This window comes from Candidatus Pelagisphaera phototrophica (assembly GCF_014529625.1).
Taxonomy (GTDB): Bacteria; Verrucomicrobiota; Verrucomicrobiia; order Opitutales; family Opitutaceae; genus Pelagisphaera; species Pelagisphaera phototrophica.
The window spans coordinates 2,124,141-2,142,494 of sequence record NZ_CP076039.1 but is presented as its reverse complement, the minus strand read 5'-3'; the positions used below and the strand labels follow the sequence as shown (position 1 = coordinate 2,142,494).

The 18,354-nt window shown below is 51.3% G+C and carries 16 protein-coding genes and 1 other RNA gene; 6 read left to right on the top strand and 11 right to left on the bottom strand.

The window, feature by feature from the left end:
• Nucleotides 1-32: 32 nt before the first annotated feature.
• Nucleotides 33-1,526, bottom strand: coding sequence for a M48 family metalloprotease (locus GA004_RS09225; RefSeq protein ID WP_283393564.1), 1,494 nt, complete (start codon nucleotides 1,524-1,526; stop codon nucleotides 33-35).
• A 96-nt stretch (nucleotides 1,527-1,622) separates the two neighbouring features.
• Here GA004_RS09225 and GA004_RS18195 point away from each other — a divergent pair, with 96 nt between their 5' ends.
• Nucleotides 1,623-2,111 (top strand): hypothetical protein, encoded by a 489-nt coding sequence (locus GA004_RS18195; protein WP_283393563.1) that lies wholly within the window; start codon nucleotides 1,623-1,625, stop codon nucleotides 2,109-2,111.
• Nucleotides 2,112-2,489: 378 nt separating this feature from the next.
• Complete coding sequence (locus GA004_RS09215; RefSeq protein WP_283393562.1) at nucleotides 2,490-2,999, top strand: tetratricopeptide repeat protein; 510 nt, start codon at nucleotides 2,490-2,492, stop codon at nucleotides 2,997-2,999.
• 5 nt (nucleotides 3,000-3,004) lie between these two features.
• Here GA004_RS09215 and GA004_RS09210 read toward each other — a convergent pair whose 3' ends face one another.
• The 10 genes from GA004_RS09210 to acs form a co-directional block, all read right to left on the bottom strand.
• The gene (locus tag GA004_RS09210; protein ID WP_283393561.1) at nucleotides 3,005-3,196 is read right to left on the bottom strand and encodes a hypothetical protein; all 192 of its coding nucleotides are present in this window, start codon (nucleotides 3,194-3,196) and stop codon (nucleotides 3,005-3,007) included.
• 173 nt (nucleotides 3,197-3,369) lie between these two features.
• Nucleotides 3,370-4,509 carry a DNA polymerase III subunit gamma/tau gene (gene dnaX / locus GA004_RS09205; RefSeq protein ID WP_283393560.1) on the bottom strand — a complete coding sequence of 380 codons (1,140 nt, stop codon included), beginning with the start codon at nucleotides 4,507-4,509 and terminating at the stop codon, nucleotides 3,370-3,372.
• A gap of 350 nt (nucleotides 4,510-4,859) precedes the next feature.
• Nucleotides 4,860-4,958: signal recognition particle sRNA small type (gene ffs / locus GA004_RS09200), an RNA gene on the bottom strand.
• Nucleotides 4,959-5,026: 68 nt separating this feature from the next.
• Nucleotides 5,027-5,770, bottom strand: coding sequence for a hypothetical protein (locus tag GA004_RS09195; RefSeq protein WP_283393559.1), 744 nt, complete (start codon nucleotides 5,768-5,770; stop codon nucleotides 5,027-5,029).
• Complete coding sequence (locus GA004_RS09190; RefSeq protein ID WP_283393558.1) at nucleotides 5,767-8,868, bottom strand: hypothetical protein; 3,102 nt, start codon at nucleotides 8,866-8,868, stop codon at nucleotides 5,767-5,769. Before GA004_RS09190 ends, GA004_RS09195 begins: the two co-directional genes overlap by 4 nt.
• 1 nt (nucleotide 8,869) lies before the next feature.
• Nucleotides 8,870-9,802, bottom strand: a complete 933-nt coding sequence (locus GA004_RS09185; RefSeq protein ID WP_283393557.1) for a prepilin-type N-terminal cleavage/methylation domain-containing protein — start codon at nucleotides 9,800-9,802, stop codon at nucleotides 8,870-8,872.
• Nucleotides 9,799-10,323, bottom strand: coding sequence for a type IV pilus modification PilV family protein (locus tag GA004_RS09180; RefSeq protein WP_283393556.1), 525 nt, complete (start codon nucleotides 10,321-10,323; stop codon nucleotides 9,799-9,801). The genes GA004_RS09185 and GA004_RS09180 overlap by 4 nt, the downstream gene beginning before the upstream one ends.
• Nucleotide 10,324: 1 nt before the next feature.
• Entirely contained in the window at nucleotides 10,325-11,077 is a 753-nt protein-coding gene (locus GA004_RS09175; RefSeq protein ID WP_283393555.1) for a prepilin-type N-terminal cleavage/methylation domain-containing protein, read from the bottom strand.
• Nucleotides 11,078-11,103: 26 nt separating this feature from the next.
• Nucleotides 11,104-11,682: a hypothetical protein gene (locus GA004_RS09170; RefSeq protein WP_283393554.1), complete on the bottom strand. Its 579-nt coding sequence runs from the start codon at nucleotides 11,680-11,682 to the stop codon at nucleotides 11,104-11,106.
• A 106-nt stretch (nucleotides 11,683-11,788) separates the two neighbouring features.
• A complete protein-coding gene (gene acs / locus GA004_RS09165) occupies nucleotides 11,789-13,738 on the bottom strand; it encodes an acetate--CoA ligase (RefSeq protein ID WP_283393553.1) in 1,950 nt (649 codons plus the stop codon).
• 216 nt (nucleotides 13,739-13,954) lie between these two features.
• Here acs and rho point away from each other — a divergent pair, with 216 nt between their 5' ends.
• The 4 genes from rho to GA004_RS09145 all read left to right on the top strand — a co-directional run bounded on the left by rho (nucleotide 13,955) and on the right by GA004_RS09145 (nucleotide 18,307).
• Nucleotides 13,955-15,088, top strand: coding sequence for a transcription termination factor Rho (gene rho / locus GA004_RS09160; RefSeq protein ID WP_283393552.1), 1,134 nt, complete (start codon nucleotides 13,955-13,957; stop codon nucleotides 15,086-15,088).
• A gap of 184 nt (nucleotides 15,089-15,272) precedes the next feature.
• Nucleotides 15,273-17,036 (top strand): hypothetical protein, encoded by a 1,764-nt coding sequence (locus GA004_RS09155; protein WP_283393551.1) that lies wholly within the window; start codon nucleotides 15,273-15,275, stop codon nucleotides 17,034-17,036.
• Nucleotides 17,037-17,090: 54 nt separating this feature from the next.
• A complete protein-coding gene (gene hisF, locus GA004_RS09150) occupies nucleotides 17,091-17,846 on the top strand; it encodes an imidazole glycerol phosphate synthase subunit HisF (protein WP_283393550.1) in 756 nt (251 codons plus the stop codon).
• Between the two features lie 80 nt (nucleotides 17,847-17,926).
• Complete coding sequence (locus GA004_RS09145; protein WP_283393549.1) at nucleotides 17,927-18,307, top strand: VOC family protein; 381 nt, start codon at nucleotides 17,927-17,929, stop codon at nucleotides 18,305-18,307.
• Nucleotides 18,308-18,354: the final 47 nt, after the last annotated feature.

Genomic DNA, 18,354 nt, shown 5'->3' with positions numbered 1-18,354 from the left:
CTGCCAAATGCCTTTGAGAGGTCGCTGGGAATCTACTGCGAAACTAGCTTTAGCTTTTGGCCTTTGCGAACTTTGTCTTTTAGATTCACCTGATTCATAATAGCAAGTTCTATGTTCTCGAATCCCCAGGGCAGCTCGGTTGAAAGATAGGAATCGAATTCCGTTTCCCTGTCAGCGGATACAACATACAGGCGGGCAGGTTGCAGGTTTCGAATCGCCCTATCCTGGACCCGGCCAAAACTCCCTGTAACTTGATCGAAAGCGGGGCGATAAATATCAATTTCCTCAACCGACGCATAACTTAAAAAACTGAATACGCTCCGACGGTGAGAGAAGAAACGGTTTCTCATAAAAACGGGTCCGTTCGACGTAAACACTACGCCTTCGACTACATACCCTGGACTGCCTCCTAATCGTGAGGGTTCTAAGCGGATCGGCTGAACCTTCGACGATGCCACAAAACTTCGTGCAGCCACTTCGGGCGTATCCCCTTCTTCCCCACTAAGTATTATGACTCCTTTCCCCAGACGGTCAACCAGAGTAACCCTGCCCGCTTCATTCTTGACCCGCCAACCTTCAGGAATGCTGAACTGGAAATCCAGAGCCGGGTGATAGAACTTGCCCCTCAATACAAAGCCCTGTCGTGGGTTTTCACCGACAACGAGACCATCGATCCGCCTCAAGTATTCTGTCTCTCCCACTTTTAAATCTCCGTATTTCTGCCTCATCTCTAATGCGAGCTGATTAATCAAATTTTGCCGCTCACCCGAATCCGGGTGGCTTGACTGCCAAGTGGGAAGGCTCTGACCAGACTGTTCCGAGATACGGCCAAGCGAATCAAAGAAGGCGGCAGACTCACCTACCTCGTAGCCGGCTTTTGCCGAATATTCGACTCCGTAAATATCAGACTCCCGCTCGGCGTCTCTTCCATACTTGAGATTCAGTATCTGAAACACACTTCCACCCAATCCTAAAAACTGGTCGGCGAAACGCTCATTCCCAGTAATCCCTTGCCCAATCACCGCGCCTGCGACCAAGCCAATTTGACCCCATTGTTCTTTGAGTGCTTGCTGGGACGCATGACGGGCTGCGACGTGAGTAATTTCATGCCCAAGAACAACCGCCAACTGGGCTTCATTGTTCAAGTGGGCCAGCAGTCCTCTCGTCACGTACACGTAGCCACCCGGCAATGCGAAAGCGTTCACCACCGGACTATCCATCACTCGAAAAGTAAATTTCAAATCCCGGTAGATTTCAGGCGTATCGGGCTGTCTTAAGTTGCTCTGCGTCAGGACGCATTCCCCTATCTCAGTGACGTAATTTGAAAGCGATTCATCAGGATACAGTCCCATTTCACGAACTAGGTCATGGTCGCTTGACTTTCCAATTTCTAGCTCTTGCTGCCAAGTGTAGCCGTAGCTTTTTTTCTCACCGGTCAATGCACTTGGTTCCGTAACACAACCTGTCAGGAATACAATGGATAGCAACAAACCAAATCCCGAAATCAGTCTCTTTTTCAAGTTCATTTCCACGAATTCCAATCTACGTTTATCAGCCAACCATAGACCAATTCCAAGCGGGAAATCAGTCCGACAAGATTGAAGCGACAACGTTTCCTCCAAATGCAAGGAATCGTCGAGATGTGCCGCTTTGGTGTTAGGTACAACTTAAGGATCTATCGGCAAGGTCAGACGAAATCGAGTCCTGCTGGGCGAAGATTCAGCAAGAGTCAGCTCACCTCCGTGGGCCCTGGCAAATTCACGGGAAAGATTGAGCCCCAACCCAAAGCCTTCAATTCCACGATTTCGGGCCGAATCCACCCGCGAGAATCGCTCAAACAGGCGATCTTGTGCCGACTCCGGAATGCCATCCCCGCCAATGCCTCAGTATTTGCTCGCTCTGATCGCCTCCATATGGGCGAACGACCCAATACTGAATATGTTGTCGTGGAAATTGTCGCGGAATACGACACCAACTCAGACAACGTCATGGATGCGGCAGAGTTGGAGTCCGCCATCATTGGGATGAATGAAAAGCACGTCGCTCGAATGAAGGAGTTCGCCGAAGAGCGTGGTCTGGATAGAGAACGTCCAAGTGACAGAGGGGTTTGAAAAAAAAGGGGCTCTCCCGATCCATCGACAGTCGCTTCTCGCCTCATCAGCAATTTTGACAAAATTAGTAATTGAGTGTTGGATACATTGGAGCTTATGGAGCGGTTCACGCCCTACACTCGAGAGCCCACGATAAAGGGAATCACGCGGTCTAAGGCGTAAAGGCGGACGAACTCCGGCAGACGATAGCATTGAATAATGCCCTAATATTTCACGTTACCGATATTTTTCACACGCGGACACATCACACACCACGAACGGATTCAGCTTCGGCTGGGCCCGTTTTCCTTTGCAGATCCTCTTTCCAATCGTATTGATTTTAACTTCCGTCTTGCCATCGCTGCGCCGTCGATCCAATCCGTCCTGCAAACAAAGCGAATGAATCCGAGCGACAAGGCAGACCTATTATTCAACAAAGTCCTTTCCTACGCTAACGGATATCGCGAGCTCGGGATGTTCAAAGAGTCCCTAGAGGAGCTTTCCCATCTCCCCAAAGCACTTTCTGATCGAATCAAGGCGCTCCAGATGAGACTTGCGGTCTACTTCGATGCAAAGGATTGGCCGGCCGCCGAGTGCGTCGCCAAGGAAATCACTCTCAGAGAGCCAAATGATCCGGGTCACTTCGTAAACCTCGCATTTGCCACCCGACGAACTAAATCGATACATGAAGCAAATGCGATTTTGCTAAACGCGGTCAACCGCTTTCCAAATGTGTCCCTCGTACATTACAATCTAGGCTGCTATGCCTGCATATCCGGCGATCTCGAAACGGCGAAGGATCGCCTCGTTAAATCTATATCTCTGGATCCCGCCTATCTCGATACCGCCAAATCCGATGAAGATCTGGTTGCACTCACTGATTGGCTGCAGAATCTAGAAATCGCTTAATGGCGCTAACGAATATCCTTCGGATCGATCCGCTTCACCTTCTCCAGCTTCGCTCGAAATAGCTCATCCATTAAGGCTCGGGCTTTAGCGGGGACCTTCGCAATCGCCTCTTCGAGAGTCGGTAGAGAATCGTCATCCTTACTTGATTCACCGTTGGTGACCTCCGGAATACCGGATGCACCTAAATAGGCGGCCATTTCCTCTGCCGAAGGAGCCGATTCATCTTCTACGAGATCTTCGCCTGAGTTAAAAAGGTCCTCTTTTTGAGCAGGGCTGGTCTCGACGACCAGCTCGGGAGCGAGCTTTTCTTCAGGTGCTGCTTTCAGCGGAACCTCAGAAACGGCGGCCTCGGGCTCAATCGAGCTAGGTGTTAAGGCTTTTTTTTTTCCTCAGGCAGCCCAGCTGCGATTCCCGAAAGCTCGCGAATGAGACCATCAATGGCTCGGGCACGACATTCTTCGGAGGCCTTCAGCAACGCTACCTCGAAATTCACCTTTTCGTTCAGTCCAAACTTCAAGGCGCTTTCACTTTGACGAAGGCTGTCTAACAATCGGGTAAGCGACTCCGTTGTCATGGGTTCACCGAGCGACGATCCAGTACCACCGGCCTTAACGGCCTCTAGGAGGGCTTCTCGCACGCGAGCTTGCAAATCGACCAAAGCTCGAAAGAAATCCCGCCCCGAAGAATCGAATGAATCCACCAGCTCCAGAATCTTTATGTGATCGCCCGTGGCAATCGCGGTTGCCAAGTCTGCGGTCTGCTCCGCTCCCACCAATCCATAGACCTGCAGGACATCTTGCTCCGCGATAGACTCCCCGCAAAACGCAATCATCTGGTCCAGGATGGACTGGGAATCGCGCATCCCGCCATCTGCCATGCGAGCAATCGCCTGCAATGCCGTATCCTCAGCGGATATTCCCTCCTGCTCGCAAATATAGGCCAAGCGATCTTTGATCAGGTTTTCCGGGATCGGCTTCAGGTCAAAACGTTGGCAGCGAGATACGATTGTCGGCAAGACTTTGTGAGCCTCCGTCGTCGCAAACACGAATTTCACATGCTCCGGTGGCTCTTCCAAAATTTTCAGCAAGGCATTGAACGCCTGCGTCGATAGCATGTGAACCTCATCGATTATGTAAATCTTGTACTTCCCTTGACTGGGCGAGTACTGGGCGTCTTCGCGCAGGTCCCGTACCTGCTCCACGCCATTGTTCGACGCACCGTCAATCTCCAACACGTCCATGCAGGAACCGTTCATGATGGATTGGCAGATCTCCGAATCCTCCGGTGGATCCGCTCGGGGGCCGCTTTCGCAATTCAGGCACTTCGCGAACAATCTAGCCGTAGTCGTTTTTCCAGTACCCCTTGGACCTACGAATAAATAGGCATGGGCTATCCGGTTTTGCTCGATCGCATTTCGGAGCGTCCGGACTACATGGTCCTGCCCGACGAGATCATCGAATTTCTGCGGGCGCCACTTGCGGGCAATGACCTGATATCCAGTGGTTGACATAAAAATGGGGATTAACCGCAAAGCAAGCGAAGAACGCAAAGATTTTCTTCGCCCTAGCGATGTAAATTCTTCGAAAGTGTTTAGTGATGGTGCTTCCACCGCTTCGGGTATGGGTGGGACTGACTATCCTTAGTCAGCCGGACCAATGAGCTTTCCCGAATTCGGCTGACTGAGAATATGTCAGCACCTACCCATTTAAAATTCGGAAAACGGCATATTGGACACCTTCTAGTAAACCTCAGGTAGCAGGCGATCGCCGATCGGCCAAAATCGAGAGTTATTTCCCATGATCACTTGGCGATCGGCCGCTACCCTATTCAACTCCCCCTTTAAACTCCATCAGGAAAAAAAGTGGCCAGGCACCCTACGGCGCATGTGAAGCGTGACTACCGTTGCTACCTTCCGGTCCTGGCGGAATTCGCCCGCCCATCATCGCATAGGACCTGGCCGACGCGAAACCTGACGCGCTCAATCCTCGAATCAATATCAAATTTGGAGAAATCGCGGATTTAATTGCTCACTCTCCGGTTGACTCCTCTTCCGCTTCGATGGGATCAAAATAATAGCGGCGATGCGTTCGCTCCACTTGAATCCGCAAGGAGTCGATCTGGGCCGGCGGTTTCAGGATAGCCAACGTTCCGACCTCTGGATGGGCACGGAAACCAGAGGAAAAGACGATTTTCCACGCATCTGACGTTCTGACGGCAAACTGAAACCGAACCTCCTCAATATTTTTGGGATCAAATTGGATATCCCCACCGAATCCGTATTCCAAGGTATAGGTTTCATCCCCCACTCGAGCCAGCAGAGGGGGTCCTGATAAGTTGAGAATCCGCAACTTGCCCGCCTCGAACTTGCCCGGACTCTCGTCCGCCACATGGATCGTATAAGGCAGGTTCCGTCGAGTATCTCGCTTCGCCACGAAAACAATAAACGCTCGCGACTCGATCCCTTCAAGATTCGCCACCGCGATAGTTTGTTCACGCTCTTTTCCGAGCACATCCGCCACTAAGCGAACAAACGCCACTTCCGTTGTGCCTTCCGGCAAATGGTAAATCCCGATTCTCTCGTAAGGGCTGAATTCCAGCAATGCCAATTCGCCTTCCGCATCCTTGAAGAAAATCCCTTCGAAATAGTCGTTGCCAAAAGCCCGAGTGGTGAATTGAAACGTTTTCTCCTCGGATTCCTCCTGAGCAAGCAGCCCGACCGACCCCAAGATAATGAGACCAAAGGTGATCAAACTTCGGATATTGGATTTCATATTTCGTCCCCCGTCAGCCACCGGAAAGCGATGATACGATAGTCTCTCCCCAGACTACCAGCCGTATTGTCCGTGGTGCTCATTGGATCCGCAATTGAGGCGAGCGACTCGGTTGAATGTTTTTCATGCACTCGCTGGACGATCGCTTCGCAATAGGCCCGGGCCACCACTTCCGCATCGTCAAAAGGATTCACAGCGTCCCCGTACGCCCGAATAACAAATGTGTCACTACGAACCGTGAGATAAGGGGCGATCGCAGTGAGGATGTCCTGCTGGGTAAGGTAGCTGGAAGAGTAAATCAACGGCTTTCCGTCAACCTCGATCGCACTATTTAAATTCGCATTAGCGATCGCGGTTTCCAGCACGCCCGAATCGATGAAGTCCTGTAAATTAACAAAGGGTCCCATAGGTGCCGAAACCTCCTGTCGCCGGGCTCTTATTGCTAGAATAATCTCGGTCACCAAAGTCGCAATTTCAGTATCCGTGAGCGATCGCATGCCTTGTCGGAAAAATGACCGCGATTTGTCTAAGTCAGTCGCGGTATAGGAACCGAGCCAAGTTTCCTCCGCGGTTTGGGAAAAGCGGAAGAACTGGTTCTCATTAGTCAAGTCGACTTCGCTTTGACCGTCAACGGGGGTCGGATCGTCGTAGGCCCAGGTCCCCAGTCTTATCCCTTTCAACATCGCCGTCCAAGCTTCGAACGAAGTCGAGTTGACGTTAAAAGCTCCATTCAGATACAGATGTCCGGCTGAGTCGGGATCCTGCAAATCAGATAAAATCGCACCCGTAGCCGGCTCCATCCGACTATTCGGCAGCGGATCTCCTACCATCCAAGTCGTCGATCCGGATTGGGGCACCGTTGAAAGGAAGAATCGATCGAAGACGTCGTTGATCGAAGTGGTCGGATTGATGCTCGCAATTGAAGCCCCCAAGTGGGCTTTTACCTCCGATGGAAACTCCGCCATCTGCAATCCGGCGAGCGAGAGGTATTCCTGACGCGGAAGCTCGAAAAGAGGGATATTGTTTTCGATCGAACCGTCCACGTTGTAGCCTATGAGGTCGAAGGTTGACTCCTTAACACCTTCATAGTAAGGTGCATCCGCTCCGGGAAACTCAAATTGGGCCATTGAAAATGCCGAGTACCCAGGAATTGGATCCGCTCCGTCAAAATTGTCCACAATGACATCCGCCGTGATTGAACCGGAACGGGGATCATAATTCGTCCAAGAGGAATCTGGGTTTCGTAGCTTCCAAATGTACGACAAATGGCGCTGTGCCGGTTGGACACGATTTGGAGAACTTCTCATTTCATAGAAAGATACACCGTCCAAAATAAACTGATAAAGTTCGTCCCCATCACTTGTCCTCAACGAAATTTCCGGAGTCCAAGCCGGGCCCACCAGTTCTAATTTGTCAGATGCGTAAACGTCATCGAAACTCTTAAATTTAGTTGCTGGCTTAGATAGCTCTGGTATCTGGTAATTATAGAAAGCGTCTGGTGGGATCTCAGTTCCCGTAGTCAGATCCAAAATGCCTGCTCCCGGGTTTCCCAGTACCGGGAGGTAAGATCCCCGAAAGGTGCGTACCTCGCCGGGCTCCCACCAAGTTCCTGACGTGTCTAAAGTAAATTCAGATACGCCATCCATTACGTCTTCCAATCCAAAATTTGGTATCTCATGGCCCACAGTGGGAGGATCACCAGAAACCCAGTTGTCGTAGTAGTTCACCACGAGTCCGTCTGCGTGCGGGTTTTCGATTCGAATCCGTAATTCGTCTCCATTGATTCGGCTCGTATAGGGATTCCAAAGTGCGACTATGACCCCAAATTGGCCGTAAATATCGCTCTGTTGCTTTTCGATGTCATCGTCCCCGACCCCTAATTCCGGAGCCGACAGCTTGATCACCATCCAAAATTCCGTAATCAAAGGTGCGATGGTTGGCGTGGGTCCACCCCCCCCAAACGTAGTGTTCTTCGGGGCAATCGAATAGGCTCGCCTCAAGTTGGTGGGCGAAGTCGTCGGAATGTCAGAAACATTCAGGTAAGGCATCAAGTAGTTGTTCACCAAATCGTCCACGCCTGAAACTCCAGTAATGACTCTGTGGATATTTGACAAGTCTTCCTTCAAACCACCGCGAGCCGTGTCAACGAGGAGTCCTTTCGAAAGACCGCTGAAATCGTGATACCGACGCAGCACGTCATTGTGCGTGAAACTGCCTAACAAAGAATCTCCCGAGTCGATTTCTTCGCTGATCGCGAACTCGCTGACGATGGTGCTCAGCCTTAAGTCGGTCGCGTTCATCAGTCGGGGGCTCGCTGAAAGGCTTTCCATCTCCAAAAAGTAGCGATGGGCCGCCATCTGGCTGAGCCTGCGGTTTTCATAGATCGCCCCACCACTGTCATAGATGTCGTGAAGCACCTCAGGAACGATGTCTTCGAGCAGGTAACTCGCTTTCACTCCATTATCACCCACCCAGTAGGCGTAGTGCCCTACAGTCGATTCTTCGGACGCTGCCAAACCAACGATTTCATTAGAGGCCACAAGCTCTTTAGGCACATAAATGTCGTACTCATCCTGCCCAGTCCCCGGATTTTCGGGCTTGGCGGAATCAGCCCCAACCAGTTTAACCAGTGGCTTGCCAGCCCCATAATCGCTCACAAAAGGATCGGCTTCCTGGGTGCCACTATCTAGAGCATATGTCGCGTCCAGCGGTCGCGTTACGAGCCAAACGGGATTGTCATTCGAGTTGTCATTATTCCAAACCCCCGTCCAAAACGGCTGATAAACCCCGTTCATTGCGGGGTCGGTCGCATCGTTAAAGCTGTCGTCGATATAGGCGCCGGATCGAGCCCCATCTGCCGTCGCCGTGATTCGCTGGTCAGGACCGGTAAACTCTTGCAAGTCGCCAATCGCCATGTCTAAGGCCAATCGTGCATTCGCCCGCGCGAGGTGCATACCTTGGTCGTATCGGCTGGATGCGGTTTCAATCTGAGTTAGCGAAACCAGAGACAAACTCAAAAGCAGAATAATTGCCGCTAAAGAGAAAACTAGAATGAGAGCGAAGCCTCTCTTCTCATGGAGCTTGCGAACCCTTGGCATTCTAAAGACCTCCCTTTCCACGCACCGCTATAAAGCGCCGGTACAACTTTGAATTATCGGCGACGATCTCTTCCCACTGATCGTTCAAGCCGCTTTCCTCCATCGCCGACAACTCGCTAGCGCCCTTTTCATCCAGAATCCGTATGAATATTTCAACTATGTCAGGATATCTATTCTCATAAGTCGTCCCGAGAAAGGTGTTTGCCCGATGCCAAAGTCCCGTCGGGATCGTAGTCTCTAACCGACTGGAAGCGTCAGCAGGAAAAATCAGCCTCAGCCCATCCGGGGCATCATCGAGGCTGGAATCCGTTGCCGGATCTTCGTACACATAGAGTCGAGCTCCGAAGTCCACTACATTGACCGCGAGGATATTCGGTCGCTCTGGAGTGATAACATCCCCATTGGTTGTGTAGACCGCCGAGGTTAGATCGAAACCGCTGCTGATAGAATTATCAACGGTATCTTCGACCGTAACGACATTTCGATAAAGCATGTAACGTGGAAGCCCAATCGTGTCTTTAATCGTCGATCGAATGATTTGGTATCCTACGGCATTGAGTGAGGGTGAAGCGCAGATGAGCCGAACCCAGCACCCTGCCCAGCCATACTCATGGTTCGTCGCATCGAATCCATCGGCTGAGGGTCGCTCAGCAGAGCCGGCCTTCCACTTTGCACCGGCATTTGAGTTGCCGTTCAATACGTCGATCGCAAACATCACATCTGAACCTTCCCGGAAAAAGGCGGATTCAAAATCTCGGGTTATGGCATCTAGGGCCCCGCGGGCCTCGGTTTCGCGAGCTACGGAATTTCCCACATTGTCCCACGCAATAGTAAAGTCCCGCCCTATCGAAACAAAGAAGTAGCCAATCACCGCCGTTATCCCCAGCGCGACTACCAACTCGATGAGCGTAAATGCTTTCCGTCCTGAGGTCATTTTCTCAATACAGTAGGTAGCACCATTTGACGCAGCCCTTCGGCGTTGTCTTCATTGTCGACAAAAACCCCACCTGTTCCTTCCACATAGGCAGGCCATATGATATTAAAGAGAAAAACGCGATAGGCGTCGTCAGGGTCGTAAACGTAGTCCACCGGAACCGAAACGCTCACCTTATAGTACTTTTCGTCGTCACTCATTCCGGCTCCGTTTTGTTCCAGCTCTTGGAAATCCTTGGAACCGTAGAAAATCACATCGCTATCCAGAAAACTGTTATGGAAGACATTGTAAATCAAGTCCGTGCCCCCAGGCCCAGCACCGGCATCAATCACCTCCGCACCTCTTAACTCCAGTTCTAGTAACGACTTGATCTCCACGGCGTTCGGGGCCGCTAATTCAGTGCTCGTGTTCCGGTAAGACAAAGCCACCAAACCGATAGCAGGCACAACCACGATCGCAAATACTGCCAACGCGAGCACTGTCTCTAGAAGTGTAAATGCGGATACCAGTTTTCTTTTCATCTTACATCGCATCAGTATCGTTCACTGCATAGCTCACCCCATTTCTTCGGAGGATAATTCCCAGCGCGTTCTCGCTTTTTTCGAAACGCAAAGCCGTTTCCGACAAGCGCCGCGCGGTTCCCAAGATGATATGATTGCTTTGAGAACCATCTCCCGCGCTACACGCACTGAAGTCCACCCCCTTCACCCGGCCATCGGGGCCGAATTGGAAACCGATCCAGTCTTGCTCGTCGCCGGTCGACGCGTCGAGGGAAATGGTCATATTAACAGGATACTCGATCGCTCCAATTGCGTTTGGAGAAGCCACGACGTTACTGCAATTGTACTGGCTTCTAATGTCTGGATCCGCACCATCCGCTGGCCATGCCGCGTCGAACGAAAAACCATCGGTAGCGCTATCTACGATCTGCGGAACGAAAAATACACCCTCCGGTAGGTAGACGCCTGAATGAGCGGCGTTCCAGTTTCCAGAATTGTATTCATCCTCTACAATCACACCGATATAGCGGAGAAATTTCTCTGTATCCGCTTTTTCGTAGTTTACGATCAGTATCGAATTGCTGCCTTGCGTGATCGCCTGCTGTCGGGCGAAACGCAGCATTCCGTGAAATTCATTTCTGGCCGCGCTGATCACTCCTGGAGGAAAACTGGACTGGTAGCCAACGATCCCCAGCGTCGCTAAAATCACCATGATTGAGAGCACGACCACAAGCTCGATCAGTGTAAACCCTTTCCTTTTGGATCTTTTCGTCATTTCAATGATACCAGAATTCCCCCGCTCTACTCAGCGTAGATGTTGTCCTGGTTTCCTGCACCACTTTCATTTATTTGCCCCTCAGCAGTCACGTCCGTGTAAATTCCATTGGGCCCCGCTGAAAACAAAACATAGCTGAAATTTTCCCAACTCGCATCTACAGGATCATAGCGATACTGGTAAGGGACCCCCCAGGGGTCGAGAAGTTGATTATCGGCCAGAGCAGGCGTAACGCCCACTAAAGGAAAATTAGTTGTCGCGAAACTTAGATTGTTTCGATCGAGCACCGAACTGAAATTGCCTAGCTTCCCGTTGGAAGCCAATGTACCCATGAGGGCGTTGAACAAAATCACCTCCATCGAAGGATTAGAACCGCCTACGGTTACCTTCTTGGGATACTCGCCAAAGCGGGACTTATAAGCCTCCAAAGCCTGCTGAATCAATATAATCTCCGACTGAGCCGCCTTGCTGTCCGCCGCCGGGCGTATGCCGCCCAATGACATCACTAGCATAGTCATGATGATCGCGATCACCGCCATTACCCCAATGATCTCAAATACACTGAATCCGCTTTTCAGATTCGCTGACTGTCCTCTGGAACCCATTTCCTTCCCTTATCACCTTTTACAAGAGAATGCACCCCCGGTTTTTAAGGATGAGGCGTGAAAGAGTCGGGCTGATTCAAAATTTCAGCCCTTACTCCCTTCTCGCTTAATCCTTGTTTGCCTGCAACTGCTTCACCACTCCAACATCCTCCAAAGTGGTGGTATCGCCATGAATCTCCTTGCCGGCAGCGATGTCCTTGAGCAGGCGACGCATGATTTTTCCGCTACGCGTCTTAGGCAGGGCTTTGGCGAACCGAATTTCGTCAGGCTTGGCGAACGGTCCAATTTCTGCGCCGACATGAGCCCGCAGCAGCGCTTTCAGCTTATCATCGCCCTTGAATCCGTCTTTTAGCGTGACGAAACAAACGATGGCGCTGCCCTTTATCTCATGAGGTCGCCCTACCGTAGCTGACTCCGCCACCGAATGATGGCTAACCAGAGCACTCTCGATCTCAGCCGTTCCCAATCGGTGTCCTGATACATTCAATACATCGTCAATCCGACCGACGATCCAAAAATAGCCATCCTTGTCCTGACGGCAGCCGTCCCCGCAAAAGTAAACACCCTCGTACTCGCTCCAATAGGTTTCTTTGTACCGTTTGTTGTCACCGTACAAAGTACGGAGCATACTGGGCCAAGGTTCAGTCAATACCAGCTTGCCGCTGGTGCCTTTGCGAACCTCCTTGCCGGCGTCATTGAATACCTTCGGAACCACCCCGAAAAAGGGCAGACCAGCGGATCCAGGCTTCGAGTAAACGGCTCCTGGGAGTGTTGTGATCATAATCCCGCCCGTTTCCGTCTGCCACCAAGTGTCCACAATCGGGCAACGACCTCCTCCAATGACTTTGTGATACCACTTCCAGGCCTCGGGGTTGATGGGTTCTCCTACCGAACCAAGCAATCGTAAGGAACTCAAATCGTGCTTTTTGATATGATCGTCGCCCCATTTCATGAAAGCCCGAATGGCCGTCGGCGCAGTATAGAAGATCGTCACTTTATGGCGATCCACGATGGACCAAAATCGGTCCGGACCGGGCTGATTGGGAGCGCCTTCGTAAATAACATTGGTCCCCCCATTGCTTAGAATGCCGTAGACGACATAGCTGTGTCCTGTGATCCATCCAATGTCTGCGGTGCACCAATACGTATCACTCTCCCTGAGATCAAAGACATACTTTGAAGTAATTGTCGTCCCCAGCAAATACCCGCCACTGGTATGTAACACTCCCTTGGGCTTGCCCGTACTTCCACTAGTATAAAGAACGAAGAGAGGCGTTTCACTATCGAAGGCCTTGGCCTTGTGCACATGCGAGGCCGATTCGACCAAGTCATGCCACCAAAAGTCGCGTCCTTTCTTCATGTGAACCCGATTAGCAGTCCGCTTTAATGTGATAACACTTTCCACCGACGGACAGCCTTTTAGGGCCTGGTTCACGTTCACCTTAAGATCGATTATCTTGCCGCGACGCCACCCCCCATCCGCAGTGATCACCAGTTTTGCCGCACAGTCGTTCACTCGATCCTTGATCGATTCAGAACTAAATCCGCCAAATATGACTGTATGAACGGCCCCTATACGAGCACAGGACAGCATCGCAACAACGGCTTCGGCGACCATGGGCATGTAAATTGCCACTCGATCCCCCTTCCTGATTCCCAAGGACTCCAAGGCATTGGAAAACTTACAAATTTCAGTGTGCAACTGCCTGTAAGTCAGTGTCTTCTGATCACCTGGCTCGCCCTCGTAAATAAGGGCCGCCTTGTTCTCCCGAGGCGTCCCTAAGTGTCGGTCGACGCAATTCTCGCAAACATTTAACTTGCCACCTACAAACCATTTGGCATGAGATTCTTTCCACTTGAGGATTTGCTTCCAAGGCTTCCGCCAAAGGAGCAAATCTTTTGCTTGAGTATTCCAGAACTTTTCTGGATTCTTCACGGACTCCGAGTAAAGTCTCTTGTATTCAGCCAGACTTTGGATGGCAGCCTGTTTCCTAAATTCTTGAGACGGCGGGAACTTTTCGTCTTCTTGAGCTATTGAAGTAATCTTGTTTGCCACTAATTGTCCTTGATTTAGAAATAAGTTAAGGGATGAAAAAACCGAATACCAGCAACTTAGCCCACTAGGGTCAAGCCTCGGATCCAATAGTAATCTCTCAATTAGGATATGTGAATACACAGAGCTTTTTCACGGCAGTCTCTTACTGCCCATGTATCCGAATTTAATTACATCAGCTCCTCTAAACTCAAAAACCGCCCCCCTAACGCCAAGCGTATGGCAGACGAAAACGAAAACAATAACGAACAGACCGTACAGGTTGAAGGTGTCCTCGAAGTCACTAAAAAGAAGACCGGACAACTTCTCGATCTGAGTAAAAACGGGCGTCAGCGCCCGACCGATCCCTTTATACCCAAGGAATTGATTCGACGCTTCAAGCTGAGAACCGGCAACTATATCATTGCCCAGGCAACCGCCGACCCCCGATTCCAGAATCCAAAGGTTAGATACATCGACACCGTCGACGGGCTCACAGTAGATGAGCGACGCAAGAAACTGGATTTCATGCAACTGACAACCATCACTCCGGAAGAGCAGATCAAGCTAGAGACGACCAAGGATCTTATGACCACGCGAGCCATGGACCTATTCTGCCCGCTCGGGAAAGGGACCCGTGGGATTATTGTCGCCCCGCCAAGGACCGGAAAGACAACGCTTCTCACTCACATCGCTCAAGGAATTAAAGCCAACCATCCCGATATTCAGATATTCATTCTTCTAATCGACGAACGTCCCGAGGAAGTTACCGACTTCCGGCGCAATATCGATGGAGAGGTTTGGGCCTCATCCAATGACGAAGACCTGCCAAGCCACCTGCGAGTCGCTGACCTTTGCATTGAAAGGGCCAAGCGCCAGGTAGAAGTCGGCAATGACGTCGTTATACTAATGGATTCAATCACTCGTCTCGCACGGGCTCACAACTCAGCTAAAAAATCGGGTCGGACCATGTCTGGCGGTCTGGATATCCGTGCTTTGGAAAAACCTCGCCAAATATTCGCCGCCGCCCGGAACACCGAGGAGGAAGGAAGCCTGACCATTGTCGCCTCTGCCCTCATTGAAACCGGCAGCCGCATGGACGACATGATTTTCCAGGAATTCAAAGGCACGGGCAACATGGAAATGGTGCTTGATCGCAAAGTCGCGGAAATGCGCCTGTACCCAGCCATGAACATCGCTTCATCAGGAACGAGACGCGAGGAACTGCTAATTCCGGAAGACGTACTCGATGGTATTCACTTTTTTCGACGCGCCTTGGTGCAGCAGAAAACCGAAGACGCCACGGAAACGATGCTCACGCGTTTGTCGAAGACCGACAGCAATCAGGACCTGCTCGATTTGATTAGCCGGTAATTTTCACCCTCTGTGTTTCTTATTAAAACCGATTCCGTCACCGTTTGAGCCATGTCCAGAAGAGATATGGGCGATTATCTCGAATAATGCCCACTTATCGCTTGAACTAGCTAAAAGTGCTGGCAAAAAAGACTATTTCTCATCCCGAGGCTATCGGGTAGCTCCTCTTCATTCTGAGTCTTTTATGGAAAGTTTCTCACAACAGTGTCTCGACATGGCTCGCTCCATGCTCAGCCACAATTTGGATTCCATCAATCAAGATGGCACGATTACACCTGTGGAAGGTGAAGAGCCTCGCCTCGACGAGCCCGGACATGCGGCGCTTGCGATTGGGGAGTTCTACCGGGCTACTGGCGAACCAGAACTAGACGGCAAGGATCTCATTGACCTCGCGGCTCGGTGCATCACCCAACAAGTTTTCCGCGATCCTCCGCAAGAGAACGGATTGGCTTATGCCGCCCTCGCCCTCCTCTCTTTCGGACCCTCCAAGGAACGGAATCCGGTCTGGGAACGCCTAGTGGACGAAACTCGCGAGCGTTTGGACAAACTGCTTCTGAACCGAAGCGACTACGACAATCACTGGCAAACCTTCAACATTGCGAAGGCCGTATGCCGCTTCAGCCTTGGACTTTCGAAAAAAGACGAAACAGGTCGCCTGATTGAGCGTTTCTTGGATCGCATCGACCAGACAAGCTCGAGTGGCTACTTTGATGACGTCGATGACGGCATTGGAGGCTCCTACTCTCTCTATGGAGTGATGTCTTTCGTATTCATTAGGCAGTCGCTTCAGCTTCATTCCAATCCTGGCTTGAGGGAGCGTAAGTTGCCTAGCCTCCGCACGTACGCCCAAAAGTACATTAAGATTCTTCCCGACCTCGTCAGAGAAGACGGACTGGGCTGGGCTTTCTCGAAGAGCTCTGGCGCCTACGGACAGATGCACTTGATCTCGCTTTTGCTCCAGGGCTTTCGCGATGGATGGGTTCCCGATGATCGCCAGCAAAAGTACTTCGATCTTTTGCGTCGCCTGTTTTACTTTTTCTACGTCACCTTCCTTGATCAGGAACATGGATATTTGATCGTTCGCGATCAGGAACGCACCGCTTTCGCTGGACATACCACGCGCCTCTCTAACTTTGACGGAGCCCGGTACCTGAGCCAATGGGCTAGACTCTCGAAAGATGTCAAGGCACCGACTGGAGCGCCCGCCGATCCATTCAAGTCCGGATGTCGCTTCGTCATTTTCGACAAGTCTAATAAGAAAGAGCAAGGACTCCTGCTTTACAGAAATGTCGATTCGGGGCTACAGATTCAAATGCCGCTGGTTTCCTGCGGAGCGAAACCGACTGCAGACGGCCTCCCCTTCCCTCATTCACCTGGGGTTTTAGATTGGCCGAACAATACTTATTTGCCGATTCTGATTCCGGAACTCACGTTCCGAGGGGAACAGTACATTCCGGCATTTTACGGCAAACGATGCACCACGGGCCTCGGCTTTAAGCGCTCTTTCTACTTTCGATACGAGCAGCCCGACCTAATCAGCACCAACGAGAAAATTGCTAATAATATCGGTTCCTGCAAAGTTAGCTGGACCTTCGCAGGCAACAAAATCACGAGCGAGTTTATCTATACCGTTAAGAATCAGATCGCTATGGATCGATTCCGCTATATGCTGGCGATCGGCTCGCCCCACTCAAACCATCGGGTGGATTCTTCTCCCATGCTTGGTCAGGAAGGGCTCCGCTGCCAAGTTCTCAAGGATGACTTTCAAGGTACCTGGAAGGAAACGGAGGTTGTCACCAACGATCCAACTTACCGGGCTAACTACGGCAACCTCCATTACTTGCAAACCTTGGAACGAGACTATCCGCTCATCATGCGACCTGGTCAAACCTACCGACTCTCGGTGTCGTTTGATCCAGACATCATTGCGGTAGGAGAAACGGAATAAGCGGCATTCTCGAGGCACTCACTTACTGGTAGCTCGAATCATCGCCATCCTCACATGCTGGCAAAACGAATCATTCCATGCCTGGACGTCCACGCGGGGCGGGTCGTCAAAGGAGTAAAGTTCAAGGAACTCCGTGATGCCGGTGATCCCGTATCTTGCGCCAAAGCATACGATGAACAAGGCGCCGACGAGCTCGTGTTTCTGGATATCACTGCATCGAGTGACGAACGCGAGATAATGCACCACGTCGTCGAGCAGACGGCGTCCGAGTGCTTTATGCCACTCACTGTTGGCGGTGGCTTGCGTAACCTCGACAACATTACCCAAATGCTTCATTCGGGTGCAGACAAAGTAAGCCTGAATACCGCCGCGATCAACGATCCGAACCTTATTCTGGAAGCTGCCCGTAAATTTGGAAATCAGTGCATCGTTTTGGCCATCGACGCGAAACGCGATGGCGACAGCTGGCGCGTATTCACCCATGGGGGACGCAACCCGACGCCGCTCGACGCCATTGAATGGGCCAAGAGAGCCGTCTCTTTGGGTGCGGGAGAAATCCTGCTCACAAGCATGGATGCGGATGGAACACTGGCGGGTTACGACATCGAGCTGACGCGTAGCATTTCCGAAGCAGTAGAGGTTCCGGTCATTGCTTCGGGTGGCGCCGGAAACTTGAATCACCTAGTGGATATACTTGAGAAAGGCAAAGCCGACGCCGTTCTGGCTGCCAGCATATTTCACTTTGGCACCTACACGATTAGCCAAGCGAAACGGCACCTGGAGGACGCTCACGTTCCCGTGCGCCTCTAGCATATAAACGGGCCTCATTCGGAATAGATTTTCGGCATCCACGCTTGGCAATTGGGAACGGGTCGCTTTACTCCCACTCCATGATCAAATTTCTCCATACTCGCATTCGCGTAAGCGACCTTGAAAAATCAATCGACTGGTACTGTAAAAACTGTGGATTCACGGTTTTAAAGCGTAACGACAAGAGTCCTTCTGGTAATCAGATCGTCCACCTGGAAATGCCTGGTAATGCCCACAATCTCGAGCTTACCTATTCGCCCGACTTTAAGGTCGAGTTTCCCGAAGACCTGATACACACCTGCCTGGGCGTCGACGATATCGTGGAGTATTGCCAAATGTTAGAAGACAATGGTGAAGACGTTTGGCCGGGTGACTGGAAAACAAAATTCACTTCCGGCGGTCTAAAAATGGCCTTCATCACCGATCCTGATGGATACGAGGTGGAAATTCTGGAAAACTGACCCGGCAGCAGGCTCTTCCCCGTAGGCCCAGGGATCGCACTGCGCCG

What these genes read in the sequence shown, in the direction of transcription:
- GA004_RS09185 (WP_283393557.1), bottom strand. Translation starts at nt 9,802, where the DNA reads ATGACCTCAGGACGGAAAGCATTTACGCTCATCGAGTTGGTAGTCGCG.
- GA004_RS09225 (WP_283393564.1), bottom strand. Translation starts at nt 1,526, where the DNA reads ATGAACTTGAAAAAGAGACTGATTTCGGGATTTGGTTTGTTGCTATCC.
- rho (WP_283393552.1), top strand. Translation starts at nt 13,955, where the DNA reads ATGGCAGACGAAAACGAAAACAATAACGAACAGACCGTACAGGTTGAA.
- GA004_RS09210 (WP_283393561.1), bottom strand. Translation starts at nt 3,196, where the DNA reads ATGGCCGCCTATTTAGGTGCATCCGGTATTCCGGAGGTCACCAACGGT.
- GA004_RS09180 (WP_283393556.1), bottom strand. Translation starts at nt 10,323, where the DNA reads ATGAAAAGAAAACTGGTATCCGCATTTACACTTCTAGAGACAGTGCTC.
- GA004_RS09190 (WP_283393558.1), bottom strand. Translation starts at nt 8,868, where the DNA reads ATGCCAAGGGTTCGCAAGCTCCATGAGAAGAGAGGCTTCGCTCTCATT.
- GA004_RS09170 (WP_283393554.1), bottom strand. Translation starts at nt 11,682, where the DNA reads ATGGGTTCCAGAGGACAGTCAGCGAATCTGAAAAGCGGATTCAGTGTA.
- GA004_RS09215 (WP_283393562.1), top strand. Translation starts at nt 2,490, where the DNA reads ATGAATCCGAGCGACAAGGCAGACCTATTATTCAACAAAGTCCTTTCC.
- GA004_RS18195 (WP_283393563.1), top strand. Translation starts at nt 1,623, where the DNA reads ATGCAAGGAATCGTCGAGATGTGCCGCTTTGGTGTTAGGTACAACTTA.
- GA004_RS09145 (WP_283393549.1), top strand. Translation starts at nt 17,927, where the DNA reads ATGATCAAATTTCTCCATACTCGCATTCGCGTAAGCGACCTTGAAAAA.
- dnaX (WP_283393560.1), bottom strand. Translation starts at nt 4,509, where the DNA reads ATGTCAACCACTGGATATCAGGTCATTGCCCGCAAGTGGCGCCCGCAG.
- GA004_RS09195 (WP_283393559.1), bottom strand. Translation starts at nt 5,770, where the DNA reads ATGAAATCCAATATCCGAAGTTTGATCACCTTTGGTCTCATTATCTTG.
- hisF (WP_283393550.1), top strand. Translation starts at nt 17,091, where the DNA reads ATGCTGGCAAAACGAATCATTCCATGCCTGGACGTCCACGCGGGGCGG.
- GA004_RS09155 (WP_283393551.1), top strand. Translation starts at nt 15,273, where the DNA reads ATGGAAAGTTTCTCACAACAGTGTCTCGACATGGCTCGCTCCATGCTC.
- GA004_RS09175 (WP_283393555.1), bottom strand. Translation starts at nt 11,077, where the DNA reads ATGACGAAAAGATCCAAAAGGAAAGGGTTTACACTGATCGAGCTTGTG.